Below are 15,141 nucleotides of genomic sequence, written 5' to 3' on the forward strand. Positions count from 1 at the left end.
TGACTTTCTAACCATTGAATCAGATTATGAAATATGTTTTTTGTCAGCCAGCCCAAAAGCGGGCTGACTCAGAAAGAAACTTATTTTTTGTTTTGGTCGTCGTTTACTTCTTCGTACTCAGCGTCGACAACATTGTCATCAGCTTTGCCTTCAGCATTTGCTCCGCCTTGAGCTTGCTGTGCTTTAGCAGCTTCTTCGTAAAGCTTCATAGAAAGCTCTTGAACGATTGCTTGAAGCTCATCTTTTTTCGCCTTGATCTCTTCAAATTCGTTTTTCTCAAGCGCTGCTTTCAAAGCGTCTTTGGCATCGTTGGCTTTTTTCACTTGTTCTTCGTCCACTTTGCCTTCAAGATCTTTTAATGTTTTCTCAGTTTGGAAAACAAGCTGATCTGCTTCGTTGCGGACTTCGATTTCTTCTTTTTTCTTCGCATCAGCGTCAGCATTTTCTTCCGCTTCTTTTACCATGCGTTCGATCTCATCATCAGAAAGACCTGAAGAAGATTTGATTGTGATGTTTTGTTCTTTTCCTGTGCCTAAGTCTTTTGCTCTTACGTTTACGATACCGTTTTTGTCAATATCGAAAGAAACTTCGATTTGAGGCACGCCGCGCGGTGCTGGCGGGATATCAGTAAGCTGGAAGCGGCCGAGTGTTTTGTTGTCGGCAGACATTGGGCGCTCACCTTGAAGAACATGGATATCAACAGCTGTTTGGTTATCAGCAGCAGTTGAGAACACTTGTGATTTGCTTGTCGGAATTGTTGTGTTGCGGTCGATCAGTTTTGTGAACACGCCGCCCATTGTTTCAATACCGAGAGAAAGCGGTGTAACGTCAAGAAGAACTACGTCTTTTACGTCACCAGTGATAACGCCGCCCTGAATCGCAGCACCAAGCGCTACAACTTCATCCGGGTTTACGCCTTTATGCGCTTCTTTTCCAGTTTCTTTTTTGATTGCTTCTTGCACGGCAGGAATACGAGTTGATCCGCCGACAAGAATGACTTTGTCGATTTCGCTTGCAGAAAGTCCTGCATCTTGAAGCGCTTGACGGACAGGACCCATTGTGCGCTCTACTAAATGAGAAGAAAGCTCTTCGAATTTAGCGCGAGTTAATGTAAGTTCAAGGTGAAGCGGCCCTGCTTCTCCAGCTGTGATAAACGGTAAAGAAATTTGCGTAGAAGATACGCCGGAAAGATCTTTTTTCGCTTTTTCAGCTGCGTCTTTCAAACGTTGAAGCGCCATTTTGTCTTTTGACAGGTCGATGCCGTTTTCTTTTTTGAATTCAGACACAAGGTGATCGATGATCACTTGGTCAAAATCGTCACCGCCCAGACGGTTGTCACCAGCAGTTGAACGAACTTCGAATACACCGTCGCCAAGTTCAAGGATGGAAACGTCGAATGTACCGCCGCCAAGGTCGTATACTAGGATCGTTTGATCTTCATCTGTTTTATCAAGTCCGTATGCTAACGCTGCTGCAGTCGGCTCGTTGATGATACGTTCTACTTCAAGACCTGCAATTTTACCAGCGTCTTTTGTCGCTTGACGCTCAGCATCGTTAAAGTAAGCAGGAACTGTGATAACTGCTTTTGATACTGTTTCGCCAAGATAGCTTTCAGCGTATGATTTAAGGTGTTGAAGGATGATTGCAGACACTTCTTGAGGAGTGTAATCTTTTCCTTCAATTTCTACTTTGTAATCAGTACCCATATGGCGTTTAACAGACATGATTGTGTTAGGGTTTGTGATAGATTGGCGTTTTGCCACTTCCCCTACTTGGCGTTCGCCGTTTTTGAATGCGACAACTGATGGCGTTGTGCGGTTTCCTTCAGCGTTAGCAATAACTTTAGGCTCGCCGCCTTCAAGTACTGCCACACATGAGTTTGTTGTACCTAAGTCGATTCCGATAACTTTACTCACTTGAATAACCTCCTGCTATGTAATTATTGATTCACTTTAACCATGGAAGGACGAATGACGCGATCCTTCAGCTTGTAGCCTTTTTGCATTTCCTCAACAACAATGTTGGAGCCATAGTTTTCATCTTCAGCCTGCATAACGGCCTGGTGAAGGTTCGGATCAAATTCCTGCCCTACAGCTTCGATGGCTTCGACGCCTTCTTTTTTCAAGGCTTCTACGAGCTGGCGGTGGACCATTTCCATTCCCTGGAGCAAACTTTTCGTCTGTTCATTGTCGGCCTCGACCTGAAGCGCTCTTTCAAAGCTGTCTATAGCCGGCAGCAATTCACTAACGATGTTTTGAGAACGGTATTTCTGGGACGCTTCCATCTCTAAACGGCTGCGTCGTTTATAGTTTTCAAAGTCTGCTTGAACACGCAAAAGTTTGTTTTCCTTTTCCTCAAGCAAACCTTGCAATTCGTTAATTTGATTTTGAAGAAGTTCGCTTTCATTTGTTTCTTCCTGCTGTTCTTCAGCAGCAGCTTGTTCTTCAATGACTTCTTGCTCTTCTGTTTCGTTTTGTTCTACGGTTTGTTTTTCTTCTGACATTGTGTTCACCTCCCTCAAAGTGTAAGGAGAAGGGCGGGTGCTGCCCTTCGATAAAATTTGCCAAAATTCCCTTATTCATCATACAAATTTGTTAATGCTTTTGACAAGTCCGAAGTCACATGCTGAAGCAGGCTGACAACCCTGGAATAATTCATGCGCGTCGGACCGATGATCGCAATTGAGCCGATTTGCTTCTGATCAACGGAATAAGAAGCCGTAATCAGACTGCAGTTTTCCATCTCTTCATAGTCGTTTTCTTTCCCGATTTTAATTGAAATCCCCGTGTGTGGGGATTGAACGAGCTTTAAAACATCCTGTTCTTTTTCAATTAAAGAGAGCAGCGACCGAACTCTGGTGATATCATGGAACTCCGGCTGGTTCAGCATATTGATTTTTCCGCCGAAAAACAATTTTTCAACGTGATTCGTGGAATGAAAGGTTGAACGAAGCGCGTCAAGCATATTGTCATAGTTCTTAATGTGCTGTCTTAGGTACATGACGACTTCTTTAAATATGCGCTCATTCAATTCATCCATTGGAACGCCGTTTAAACGGTCGTTCAATATATTTACCAGTTTTTCAATATCAGACAGATCCATTTTGGCTGGAAAATTAATCGTTTTGTTTTCCACATGCCCTGTATTGGTAACGAGAATTGCTACCGCCATATCGGGCTGAATCGGTATGATTTGAATCTGTTTAAGATAATTCTCACTCAGCTTCGGCCCGAGTACGATGGATGTGTAGTTCGTCAGATCGGACAAAATTTGCGCTGATTTTTGAACTGTCTTCTCCAGCTCGAAAATTTTCTCTTTGAAGAGCGAGTGGATTTGGTCCAGGTCGCTCTTTGTCAGTTTGACGGGTGAAAGCAAATGGTCAACATAATACCGGTACCCTTTTTCTGACGGAACACGTCCTGAGGATGAATGGGTTTTTTCAATGAAGCCCAGTTCTTCCAAGTCAGCCATCTCGTTTCTAATTGTTGCAGAGCTAAATGTGATTTCATCTTTTTTCGAAAGAGTTCTTGATCCTACCGGCTGTGCCGATTTAATAAAATCGTTGATTATGACCTGAAGGATCAGCAGCTGACGATTTGTTAACATCATCATCACCTCTGTTAGCACTCTCGATAAGCGAGTGCTAATTCTATAACAAAAGTATCAAACCACAAGAAAAATGTCAATTATAACTCACCTAAAAAAGCGCCAAAAACTTCATTGCCTAATAATTTCCCCTGATGTGTCAAACAAACAGCAGACTCCGAATTGTGAATCAGCCCTTTTTCAGTGAGGTCTTTTAATACATGTGGAAAAAGTTCATCCAGTGAACGACCATATTTATCTGCAAATCGTTTTTTGCTGACACCGGCTGTTTTTCTCAAGCCTAAAAACATTTCTTCTTCAATTTGTTCTTCTGTTGTCACTTCATGTGTATCTCTGTACGGAAATCCTTTTTCGGCTATCAGGTCAATGTAATGTTTGACAGGTCCTACGTTGACTGTCCGTGAGCCTCTGATATATCCGTGGGCCCCTGCTCCGAAGCCGAAATATTCCTCGTTGCTCCAATACGTCAAATTGTGTTTTGATTCCAAACCCGCCTTAGCAAAGTTGCTGATTTCATATTGATGAATGCCGTGAGCTTCCATGCGCCTCATCACCATTTCATACATTTCGGCTTCCTGCTCCTGCGGCGGAAGATGAAGCCGCCCTTTTTGCATCAAATTATAAAATACCGTTTTCGGCTCTACAATGAGGGAGTATACAGAATAATGCTCGGCATCCAGCGCTAAAGCAGTATTTAAAGAATAATCCAGATGCTTAAGGGTTTGTCCCGGGAGCCCGAACATTAAATCAAGACTGATATTGTCAAAACCGATTTCCCGCGCCCTTTCAAAAGATGCAAACACATCTTTTTGTTTGTGCACCCGGCCGATTTTTTCTAACAGATCGTCTTCGAACGTTTGGACACCAAAGCTGAGGCGATTTACACCGGATTCTTTTAAAATGTTTAATTTCTCTGCGGACAAGTCGTCCGGATTCGCTTCAACCGCAAATTCCGATAAGGCGCTTGAGGGCTTCAGCACTCGTATGATCATGTCCATCAGCTTTTTGAGCTGTTCCTCAGAGAGAGAGGTCGGCGTGCCTCCTCCGATAAAGATCGTTTTGAGGTCAGGCTCCCCTGTTTTTCCTATTGTATTTATCATTTCCTGTTCGAGCGCGTTTAAATACTCGTCAACAGGCTGGCTTTGAATAAAATATTTATTGAAATCGCAGTAGTGGCAAATATGCTCACAAAATGGAATATGGATATAAGCTGATTTCAATGTATTCACCTTCTTTACAGAAAGAAGCCGCAGTACAGGACTGCGGCGGCTTCTATTATTTTTTCTGACTGTCGTCCATTTTCAGGACTGCCATAAATGCTTCTTGCGGCACTTCAACAGAGCCGACCTGCTTCATTCGGCGTTTTCCTTCTTTTTGTTTTTCAAGAAGCTTCCGTTTCCGCGAGATGTCTCCGCCGTAACATTTAGCCAATACGTTTTTACGCATCGCTTTAATGGTCGAGCGGGCCACAATTTTCTGGCCGATCGCCGCTTGAATCGGTACTTCAAAGTGCTGGCGCGGAATGAGCTCTTTCAGTTTTTCTACAATTACTTTTCCGCGTTCGTACGCGTAATCGCGATGCACGATAAATGAAAGGGCGTCAATTTTTTCTCCGTTCAGCATAATGTCCATCTTGACAAGTTTAGACGGTTTGTAGCCAATCAGTTCGTAATCAAAGGACGCGTAGCCTTTTGTGCTTGATTTCAGCTGATCAAAAAACTCATAGACGATTTCCGCTAATGGCATGTCATAAACAATGCTGACGCGATTAGCGTCTAAATATTGCATGTCGATAAAATTGCCGCGTTTCCCTTGGCAAAGCTCCATCACTGCACCGACATAATCGTTCGGCACCATCATTGTCGCTTTTACATAAGGCTCTTCTATCCGTTCAATCTTTTGAGGATCAGGCATATTTGACGGATTATCAACCACCACTTTTTCCCCGTCTGTCATATACACATCATATATAACACTAGGTGCTGTTGTGATGAGGTCGATTTTAAACTCACGCTCAATCCGCTCCTGAATGATTTCCATGTGAAGCATACCTAAAAATCCGCAGCGGAAACCGAATCCGAGCGCTTGGGATGTCTCTGCTTCATATTGAAGCGATGAGTCATTCAGCTCAAGCTTCTCAAGAGCCTCCCTTAAATCGTTGTATTTGGCCGTATCGATTGGATATAAACCGCAATACACCATCGGGTTCAGCTTACGATATCCAGGCAATGCTTCGGCAGCCTGATCAGCCGCGCTTGTTATCGTGTCACCGACGCGTGTGTCACCGACATTTTTGATCGCAGCAGTTAAAAAGCCTACATCGCCGACGGTCAGTTCATCTGTCGGAGTTGCTTTCGGCGTGAACACACCGACTTCTGTCACTTCAAACTCTTTGCCGGTTGCCATCATTTTGATTTTTTGCCCCGGCTTTACCGTTCCTTCAACAACTCTGATATACGCCACGACACCGCGGTAAGCGTCATAAAGTGAGTCGAAGATCAGGGCTTTGAGCGGCGCCTCCGGATCTCCGGTCGGAGCGGGCACCTTTTCTACGATCTGTTCTAAAATCTCCTCAATCCCGATACCGGCTTTTGCTGAAGCAAGCACGGCTTCTGATGCGTCAAGTCCAATAACATCCTCTACCTCTTGGCGCACGCGTTCCGGCTCGGCGCTCGGCAGATCGATTTTATTGATGACTGGAAGTATTTCAAGATCGTTGTCAAGCGCTAAGTAGACATTGGCGAGCGTCTGCGCTTCGATTCCCTGTGCTGCATCCACGACAAGAATCGCTCCTTCGCAGGCAGCTAGGCTTCGGGATACTTCGTACGTGAAGTCGACGTGTCCCGGCGTATCAATCAAGTGAAAAATGTATTCCTCTCCATCTTTTGCTTTGTATTTAAGCTGAACAGAGTTTAACTTAATCGTTATGCCCCGTTCACGTTCAAGATCCATAGAATCGAGCAATTGTTCTTTCATTTCTCGTTGAGTGATTGCCGACGTTTTTTCTAAAATACGATCCGCTAAGGTCGATTTTCCGTGGTCAATATGGGCAATGATAGAGAAGTTCCGTATTCTCGACTGCCTCTCTAAACGCTTTTCTTTATCTGTCACAATCTATCACTCCTACTATTAAACGCAAAATACACTAGCTTAGATTATATCAATAGGATTGTAAAGATTCAATGTAAAACAAGAAAGAGAAAAGTTCCCTGTCATACCTGGGCTGCTTTTCTCTTTCACGCACCTATTGATTCATATCGCGTATCCATTCATACATTGACTGGGCAGTGTTGGTTACGGTATCAGAAAGCGCTTTTCCGGCTTTAGAAAACAAATTGAACGTTTCAACCTGTTCCAGCTGTTTTTGTTTTTCTTCTAAATCTTTCGCTGTGACTGTTTCTCCTAAGATCGACGCTTCTTTTTCATTATTTTTTCCGTCGGTGAGCGTAAACGCCCCCTTAAGTGACGGGTCATGATAACCCTTCATACTGAGCATCCCGTTATTCGCCTGCTGCATGCCGAACAGAACGCCTAAAAACATGATCGTGACAAGCAGCAAGCATTTGCCAAAGTAAGCAATCAAATCAACCACCTATTTCTTATTGTTTTTTCGTCTCTCCGCTCTCCGCGTTGACCTTTTCAGCATCCCAGTACATTTCGCTGAATACGTCCGCGGCTGCGTCAGCCGCATGCTGCAGCTCTTCAAGATTATTATCTACTCCGCCAAATTCGAGCAAAAGCGCTCTGTCGGTTAAATCCTGATTGTATACACCATTATCGCCTGGCGAGCCTTTTGAAAAGACACCTGTACTGAGTCCGGGGTATTTTTTCTCCATCAGCTTATGAAGCTCGCTCGCAATTTTATAGTTTTCTTCAAAGTTTTTGCTTTTTTTGCCGACGACAAAGGCTACGCGGGCATAGCTTTTCCCTCTAATCGTTGCCGTCGTATCTTTTTTGCGCCTTGAATCTCTATGGATATCAATGATATATTGCAGATTTTTGTTTGAGGCGAGCGCATCTTTGACGACCGGTCTTGATTCATCATAGGATCTGGCATAGTTTAAACCTTTTTTGCTCAGCTTTGCCTGTATATCGGTTTTGTTTACTGTGGAACCGATGCCTTGGGATTCTAGCGCTTTTCCGAACATATCTCCTACGAGCGTGACGTTAGCTTTAGAATGGCGCGCCATATCAGGATCGGTCTCGCCTTTTAATAGCGGGAGATATGATTCCGTATTATGCGTGTGATAGATAAAGACAACCTTTTTATCACCAGTTGTTTGTTTCGGCGGATCTTTTTGCGCATTGTCTGATTGTGTTTGCTGTTTTTCAATTTCCGCCAAATTCGCTTCTCTTTCTTCCTCCATCACCTTAGATGGCGGCGGAGATTCCGCCGGCATATTCGTATAGTCCGTGCCTTGTCCAGCCAACAGAATCTCGGTATCAAATTGCGCAAACCCCGGAAGCTCCCGGCCGAGAAAGCTCCGCGGATCTTCGAGATTAATACTTGTCGCCAGCTTCAAAGAAAGACGTGAAAGATGAAATGAGCTATCGGTTTGAGAAAGATCAGAAGCGAAATAATGGTTTTCCATCCGCAGCAAGTGTGCAAACACGTCACCCGGCAATTCTTCAGCAATCCCATAAAAAGAGTCAGACGAAGGCCTGAGTTCCGGCCGGAGAGACGTCAGCACACCGGATAGAACAAAAAGCACGATTAGGCTTACGATAAATAGAAAGATGGCTTTTACCGCTTTCCCGCCATTTACCGCAACAACAATTTGTCTGTTTCTGCGTTTATTTCTCATTGAATCCCTCCAGCGCTTGTCTAGTAATTACTCTATGAACAAGCTAGAGGAAGTAGAACTTTTTAGTGATTGTAGGAGCCTTTGTTTTCTTGTGACACTTTTTCGTGAAGCGCTGTGTTTAACCCATTTGCCAGCACATTTGCCATATCGTCGATAAAAGAATCCACTTCCTTTGGCGTAACCATTAAGTTGTGGCCTAAAGGCGAAAGCACCTCGTGAATGAGCTGTCGTTTTTCATCTTCTTGAAGGGTTCCGACAATGCCAAGGAACGATTGACGCTGCTTTTGATCGGGAAGATCCCCTTCAGTGAGCACTTTCTTTTTCCCAAACGTCATGCCGGCCGGAACAAGCGATCTTGACGGCCTGTTATCCTTCATTTCTCTGCCAAAATGTTTTAATATGTAGTCCACTGTATCGCTGGCAATCGTCACAGCATCCACGACCGTGGGAACTCCGATGGCAATCACCGGTACGCCAAGCGTGTCTTTGCTTAAATCTTTTCGTTTATTCCCCACCCCTGATCCCGGATGAATGCCTGTATCCGATATTTGAATGGTAGTGTTGACCCTTTCCACCGCCCGCGCCGCCAATGCATCAATAGCAATGACAAAATCAGGCTTCGATTGCTCAATCACCCCTTTAATAATGTCGCTTGTTTCGATTCCCGTAATCCCCATCACACCAGGTGCAAACGCACTGACAGGCCTGTAGCCTTCCTGCACATTTTCCGGCTGAAGCTTAAACAAGTGTCTTGTTACCAATAGATTTTCTACAGCCATCGGTCCCAGTGCGTCAGGTGTTACGTTCCAATTGCCGAGCCCGACGATTAAACAGCTCGCATCTTTTGAGATATCAAGGCTTTCTAGAAAAGCCGAGAATTCCTCCGCAAAGACAGCAGAGACCTTTTCCTGCATTTCCGAATCATTTTCTCTGATTCCTTGCGCCTCAAGCGTTAAATAGCGCCCTTCTTTTTTTCCCGAGAGCTCCGCGCCTTCCTTTGTAATATCAACAGTGCGGATTTTAATGCCTCCGCGATCTCGTTCTTTTTCAATAAAACCTTTAATTTCTTTTGTCGGCACAGCCTGCTGATTGGCCATCGCTTCCTTCGTTTCAACTGCTAAATCGGTACGTATCAAATACTGATTAACATCCAGCTCACTCTTTTTCATCAGGGGGCCTCCTTCACATTAAGTACCTATATTGTTGCCATTTGCTGAATGAATCATGCTAAAAAGAGACCCTTCAATGAAAAATACTTTACATTTATATTGCAATCTAAAGATGTGTTTGATAGAATACAATTTGTTCTATTGTGAAGAAGATTTAACCTTAAGACACTGTGCTACAGGTTGTATCTTAGGAGGTGAAACACATGCCAAACATTAAATCAGCGATTAAACGTACAAAAACAAACAACGAACGCCGCGTTCATAACGCGACAATCAAATCTGCTATGCGTACTGCAATCAAACAAGTTGAAGCTTCTGTTGCCAACAACGAAGCTGACAAAGCGAAAACTGCTCTTACTGAAGCAGCTAAACGTATTGATAAAGCAGTGAAAACAGGTCTTGTACACAAAAATACCGCAGCTCGATACAAATCAAGACTAGCGAAAAAAGTGAACGGACTTTCTGCATAATATAAAAACGATCCTCAATAATGAGGATCGTTTTTTTCATTTCTTTTTAACAGCTGTAATAGGAACAGTTCGAGCAGGAGTTGCTTGTCCTTTTTCCCGGTTTTCATCTCATAGTCCATCACGGCAAGCTGTTCAATAATTGACCGCAGCTCCGCCTCTGAAAAAAGCCTTGCTTGATCCATCGCCAGTTTTACTCGAAATGGGTGAACTTTTAAATTAGAAGCGATTTGCTTTTGTCCGTACCCTTGTTCCGCAAAGTATTTTGTTTGCAGGATCAGCCGGAACTGGTTCGAAATAAGCGCCATGATTTTAATTGGTTCTTCATTTTGTTTGAGCAAATCATAAAAAATTTGCAGACTCTCCGTTCGTTTCCTGTTGACGATTTTATTAATCAGCTCAAAAATATTTTGTTCAAGGCTTCTCGCAACAAGCATTTTTACATCATCTAAGGTAATTTCTTCACGATCTCCAATAAACGTGCAGAGCTTTTGAATCTCCTGAAAAATCGATGACAGATGTCCATTCACAAGCAGAACCAAATGCTCTGCCGCTTCAATGCCGATTGTTTTCTGTTCGGTCTTTGCAAGGTTGACAGTAAAATCTGTCGTTTCCTTTGCGTTTAATTCCTTCGCCTCCATCATAAACGCGTGCTTCTTTAATGCTTTCGTTAGTTTTTTCCGCTCATCCAGCTTTTCATACGGGGCAAGCAGGACAAAGACCGTATAAGGCGCAGGCGATTGTATATATGTTTCAAGCGCACTGACGTTGTGCTCAATTTTTTCTTTTTTCTTTTCACCTGTTAAAAAATATGGATTTTTCACAATAACAAGACGCCGCTCCCCCATAAACGGGAACGTTTCAGCATCTGCAATTGCTTGATCCAGCGGGTCTTCTTCCAGATCAAAAACGGATAGGTTAAAATCCTTTGTCTCCTGATCAATGACCGTCTGTCTGATCCTGCTGACGGTCTCTTGCAGAAGATACGTCTCTTTTCCGTATAAACAATAAACCGGATGAACATCTCCCTTTTTCAGGCTTTTCCACACATCAAATACCATTATTGTACGACTTCCTCTCTTTCATCATCCCCTTCTATCCTAAATTGAGTTCGCAAAATAGTAAAGAGGAAGCCTGACTGCTGCTTCCCCATTTATATTAAACGCCTGTTCGCAAGCCCCCGGGACAGCTTTTAAAAAGGCGATAATCACCAGAACAGAAAACGTTACCTTCGCTTCTAGATTTTTCAAAACGATTCCATTATACTTAAATCAGTCAGGAGGGATAAAGTTGAATGATTTTGAAAAAAACGTTCAAAGCAAACGAAATGATGCTGTAGATTCAGCTGTTGGTTTTGTAGTGTCCTTCGGATTTTTCGCCTTCTTGTTTGTCATGGCAACGGTTATTCACCTGGTTGGTTCATAACAGCGACTGCCCGGGCTGCTGATTTCTCAGCAGTCTTTTTTTAGTTCGTCTCTGTTATATCTGATGTATCATATGGAGAATAGACAGAAAAGGTTCCAACTCTGTTTTTATATCTATATTGGATTGTTCCGTTTTGATCGGTGCGGAGCACACGGATGGAATGTCTCTGTAATATTTGCAGAACTTCTTCATGGGGATGATGGTATCTATTGTTTGCCCCCGCCGAGATAATGGCCGTTTTCGGCTGAAGCTGTTTAATGAATTCTTCACCAGTAGAGCCTTTGCTTCCATGGTGACCCACCTTTAATACATCCGCTTTTATGTTTTGAAACACATTCATTACCTCCTGTTCTCCTTCTTTCTCCAGATCCCCCGTCAATATCCAGCTCATACCGCCCGTTTTCATCCACAGAACGAGAGAAGAATTATTTTTGCTAGCCGGATCAGGTGTTTCCGGTGACAGTACATGGAACCTCAGGTCCTTTATTTGCAATACATCGCCTCGCTTCACCTCTTCAATTGGCACTCCCTCCTCTTTGGCAGCCTGCAGCACTTTTTCGTCTTTAGGTTCAGAAACGAACCCTTTCGGAATCACAAGGCGCTTCACTTTATGATGCTTTAGCAGAGTCTCCGCCTCTCCAATATGATCTTGGTCAGCGTGCGTCAGAATTAAAGCATCAAGCTGTTTAATTCCCTTAGCAGTTAAAAACGGAATCAGCACCTTTTCTCCCAGTGAAAACGGGTGCTGTTTTTCCCGCCAAGGCTCTGACAAATAAGACAAAGTGCCGCCAGTATCAATTAAGACATGGCCTCGCTGATGCGGAGCACCTACATACATGCTATCACCCTGCCCAATATCAATCATATCGACCTCTCCTTCAGAACTAAGACGAGGATAAACAATGAGAAGACTGAGCACAGCGCAACACATGCCGCCAGTTACCATCAGCTGTGAAAAGGAGTGTTTTTCAATCGCCATAAGCAATAGGATAATCGTGACCGTGAACAAAAAGAGCAGAGCGGGTGCGGGGCGTGCAATGATGATCGTGAATACATCAATCTCTGCAATTTTTGTGATGAGCTTGTTGGTCCAGCCCATCAAGAAATCAAACCAGCTGAAAACCAATCGACCGGCAGAAACGGAAAGGCTTAATAGAAAAACACCTGCTACAGCTCCCGGCAAAACACAGAATGTATAAAAAGGAACCAGCAACATGTTCATCGGTATGCTGATTATAGAAAACTGCTGGAAATGATATAGGAGAACAGGAAGTGAGCCCAACTGAGCAATCATCGATACCATTGCCAGCTGACCTAGGAAGGTTTTGACTTGCTGAAAAATAAGAGAGGAAAGGATTAAAGAAAAACTGACGGCGAACGACAGCTGAAAACCGGCCTCGAAGAGATAGTAAGGATTGAAGAGCAAGAGAACGATATATGAAAGGCAGACAGCACCGGCTGAATGCACACGCCATTTCACGAGACTTCCAGCTAAGTAAATCCCCGACATCAGAGCGGCGCGAAGCACTGAAGGAGCAGCGCCTGTCAACACCACATAGAGCGGCAGAAATAACAGCAACATGATTGACGCCTTTTCTCTTGTTATGCCAATACGAATCATGATATAAAACAAGCCGGCTGTCAAAATGCCAATGTGAAGTCCTGAAATCGCCAAGAGATGGACGACACCAAGCTTTTGATACGCGTGAAGCACTTCGTCCTCCACATAAAATCTGTCACCGACTGTAAGTGCTTGTACGATCCCTGCCGTATTAGGGGGCAGCAGGGCGTTTGTGAATGATATTATGTATTTTCTCAAACTGAGCAGCTTATACCTAAAATTTGCAGGTTCGCTGCAATTCTGGATCGATGTGACAGAGTAGTTCCAGTGAATATGCTGCCGGTAAAGATATTCGTTATAATCAAATGTACCCGGCACAGTTGAATGTTTCGGTTCTTCTAATGAACCTGTTAATTCACATGCCATTCCTGGTTCTATGTGTGAAATCCGATCTTTTTCATCAGCAGACTGAATGCGATATGATGCGGCCCATTTTTCACTATCAGGCGTCTTAACTACCATAGACATACGGTCACCATCAATTTTAGGAATGCTGTCAATCACTGCCTTGAATTGATAGGTGCCCCGCTGATATAAAGAGACATTCTGGGAGTCTGTGACTGTATACAGTGAAAAAAACAATATAAATGAGAAGAAACAAACTAAAATGAGAAAAGCATGTCTCGTTTTGATTAAAACGATAAGGAGAAAGAGGAAGAAGAGAAAAACAGCGGAGAAATAAGCGGCGGCAGTAATTCCAGCAGTTGCCGAAACTGCCGCCAAAGGCAATAACAAACGCGAATTACGCATGAATCACACGTAGCTCGTGAAAAGTGTATTAGCCTGTTCATGTATCTTTTTCAAATCTTCCTCTGCTAGACCGGCATCCGCTAGTTTCTCTAATAGTCCTGCTACAAATGAAAGCTTTTCTCTGTTTTTCAGATCAACGATCATTTCATCGAGTTCAACCTGTTCAACAGTTACACCCGCCTGTTCAAATAATTCCTGTGCATGCGGATTTGTTTTGTAATCCTCAGCATAATAAACCGTTTTGATACCAGCTTGAATGATAGATTTACAGCATTGAATGCATGGATAATGCGTCACATAAATCTCCGCTCCATCTGTCGGCACTCCAAACTTAGAGCATTGAAGAATTGCATTCATTTCCGCATGAATCGTTCTTGCGCAATGATCATCTATCATCAGGCATCCTTCGTCTGCACAATGCACGCCGCCCGCGATTGACCCGTTATAGCCTCCTGCAATCATGCGTTTGTCTCTGACTATAGTAGCGCCGACAGACAATCTCGGGCAGGTGCTGCGCATCGCCAGTAAATGGCTTTGAGCCATAAAGTATTGATTCCATGAAATTCTTTCCACGTTGTTCCCTCCAAATGTTGTGTTGCCTGACCTATAGTTTACCTATCAATATGCATGACCGTCAAATTACTTTACTGTAATGGAAGACTTTATTTTCTCAAACGACTTTTCACCGATTCCTGAAACCTCCGTGATATCTTCAATTGTCTGGAACCGCCCATTTTCTTCCCTGTATGCAATAATAGCTTCAGCTTTGGATGGCCCCACCCCTGAGATGCCTTGTAACTCCTCTAAGGTTGCTGTATTGATATTTACAAGTGATCCCTTCTCTCCATTGGTTTTGACTGCGCCTCCGGTTCCTTGCGACACTGGTGACTCCTCTCCCTTTTTCGGAATATACACCACTACCCCGTCCTGCAGCAGCTCCGCCAAATTCACTTGCATGTCGTCTGCTTGTTCACTGGTCCCGCCGGCTTTTTCAATTGCCTGAGATACTCTGTCCCCTGTTTGCATTTCATAAACACCAGGGTGCTTAACAGCTCCTTTGATGTCAATCACAATCGTTTCGTTTGACTCATCTTTGACTGCTTCCTGCTTTACCTCCGTATTTTCTGTCTCAGCTAATACAGTCTGCTTTATCTGCTCTTTGTTTTTCCCGCTCCCGCTGGCCAGGAAGAAAATAATCGCTATGAAAACAGCGGCAGAGGCCACTAACATAATTGCTTTCTTATGCTGATTCAACCAATTCATCGTGCATGTTCCCCGCTTTCGTCATATTTTATTTT

At 43.7% G+C, this 15,141-nt stretch carries 15 protein-coding genes; 2 read left to right on the forward strand and 13 right to left on the reverse strand.

Annotated features, from left to right (window positions below; genetic code table 11):
- Positions 1-80: 80 nt before the first annotated feature.
- From dnaK to gpr, 8 genes are all read right to left on the reverse strand, one after another.
- Positions 81-1,916 (reverse strand): molecular chaperone DnaK, encoded by a 1,836-nt coding sequence (dnaK, locus tag MOF34_RS10610; RefSeq protein WP_268400122.1) that lies wholly within the window; start codon positions 1,914-1,916, stop codon positions 81-83.
- A gap of 23 nt (positions 1,917-1,939) precedes the next feature.
- Entirely contained in the window at positions 1,940-2,503 is a 564-nt protein-coding gene (gene grpE / locus MOF34_RS10615) for a nucleotide exchange factor GrpE (RefSeq protein ID WP_019715028.1), read from the reverse strand.
- Between the two features lie 71 nt (positions 2,504-2,574).
- Positions 2,575-3,606, reverse strand: a complete 1,032-nt coding sequence (gene hrcA, locus MOF34_RS10620) for a heat-inducible transcriptional repressor HrcA (RefSeq protein WP_268400123.1) — start codon at positions 3,604-3,606, stop codon at positions 2,575-2,577.
- Between the two features lie 80 nt (positions 3,607-3,686).
- The gene (hemW, locus tag MOF34_RS10625; RefSeq protein ID WP_268400124.1) at positions 3,687-4,826 is read right to left on the reverse strand and encodes a radical SAM family heme chaperone HemW; all 1,140 of its coding nucleotides are present in this window, start codon (positions 4,824-4,826) and stop codon (positions 3,687-3,689) included.
- Between the two features lie 55 nt (positions 4,827-4,881).
- Positions 4,882-6,717: a translation elongation factor 4 gene (lepA, locus tag MOF34_RS10630; RefSeq protein ID WP_114150366.1), complete on the reverse strand. Its 1,836-nt coding sequence runs from the start codon at positions 6,715-6,717 to the stop codon at positions 4,882-4,884.
- A 133-nt stretch (positions 6,718-6,850) separates the two neighbouring features.
- On the reverse strand, positions 6,851-7,189 hold the full coding sequence (locus MOF34_RS10635; protein WP_019715032.1) for a YqxA family protein: 339 nt from the start codon (positions 7,187-7,189) through the stop codon (positions 6,851-6,853).
- Between the two features lie 16 nt (positions 7,190-7,205).
- Positions 7,206-8,411 carry a spore autolysin SpoIIP gene (gene spoIIP / locus MOF34_RS10640; RefSeq protein ID WP_268400125.1) on the reverse strand — a complete coding sequence of 402 codons (1,206 nt, stop codon included), beginning with the start codon at positions 8,409-8,411 and terminating at the stop codon, positions 7,206-7,208.
- 62 nt (positions 8,412-8,473) lie between these two features.
- Positions 8,474-9,580 (reverse strand): GPR endopeptidase, encoded by a 1,107-nt coding sequence (gpr, locus tag MOF34_RS10645; protein ID WP_019715034.1) that lies wholly within the window; start codon positions 9,578-9,580, stop codon positions 8,474-8,476.
- A 203-nt stretch (positions 9,581-9,783) separates the two neighbouring features.
- On the opposite strand from gpr, the gene rpsT reads away from it, so the two are divergent.
- The gene (rpsT, locus tag MOF34_RS10650; RefSeq protein WP_003229989.1) at positions 9,784-10,050 is read left to right on the forward strand and encodes a 30S ribosomal protein S20; all 267 of its coding nucleotides are present in this window, start codon (positions 9,784-9,786) and stop codon (positions 10,048-10,050) included.
- A 14-nt stretch (positions 10,051-10,064) separates the two neighbouring features.
- On the opposite strand, the gene holA is transcribed toward rpsT, so the two are convergent.
- Together holA and MOF34_RS10660 are read right to left on the reverse strand one after the other, a co-directional pair.
- Positions 10,065-11,108 (reverse strand): DNA polymerase III subunit delta, encoded by a 1,044-nt coding sequence (gene holA, locus MOF34_RS10655; protein ID WP_019715035.1) that lies wholly within the window; start codon positions 11,106-11,108, stop codon positions 10,065-10,067.
- 39 nt (positions 11,109-11,147) lie between these two features.
- Positions 11,148-11,297, reverse strand: coding sequence for a hypothetical protein (locus tag MOF34_RS10660; protein ID WP_268400126.1), 150 nt, complete (start codon positions 11,295-11,297; stop codon positions 11,148-11,150).
- A 40-nt stretch (positions 11,298-11,337) separates the two neighbouring features.
- On the opposite strand from MOF34_RS10660, the gene MOF34_RS10665 reads away from it, so the two are divergent.
- The gene (locus MOF34_RS10665; RefSeq protein ID WP_003229983.1) at positions 11,338-11,472 is read left to right on the forward strand and encodes a YqzM family protein; all 135 of its coding nucleotides are present in this window, start codon (positions 11,338-11,340) and stop codon (positions 11,470-11,472) included.
- Positions 11,473-11,512: 40 nt separating this feature from the next.
- Here the strand turns inward: MOF34_RS10665 and MOF34_RS10670 are convergent, their stop codons facing one another.
- From MOF34_RS10670 to MOF34_RS10680, 3 genes are all read right to left on the reverse strand, one after another.
- The gene (locus MOF34_RS10670; RefSeq protein WP_268400127.1) at positions 11,513-13,843 is read right to left on the reverse strand and encodes a DNA internalization-related competence protein ComEC/Rec2; all 2,331 of its coding nucleotides are present in this window, start codon (positions 13,841-13,843) and stop codon (positions 11,513-11,515) included.
- 3 nt (positions 13,844-13,846) lie between these two features.
- Positions 13,847-14,416, reverse strand: a complete 570-nt coding sequence (locus MOF34_RS10675) for a ComE operon protein 2 (protein WP_268400128.1) — start codon at positions 14,414-14,416, stop codon at positions 13,847-13,849.
- Positions 14,417-14,482: 66 nt separating this feature from the next.
- Entirely contained in the window at positions 14,483-15,106 is a 624-nt protein-coding gene (locus MOF34_RS10680) for a helix-hairpin-helix domain-containing protein (RefSeq protein WP_268400129.1), read from the reverse strand.
- Positions 15,107-15,141: the final 35 nt, after the last annotated feature.

Source organism: Bacillus sp. T17B1 (genome assembly GCF_026796395.1).
GTDB lineage: Bacteria > Bacillota > Bacilli > Bacillales > Bacillaceae > Bacillus > Bacillus spizizenii_A.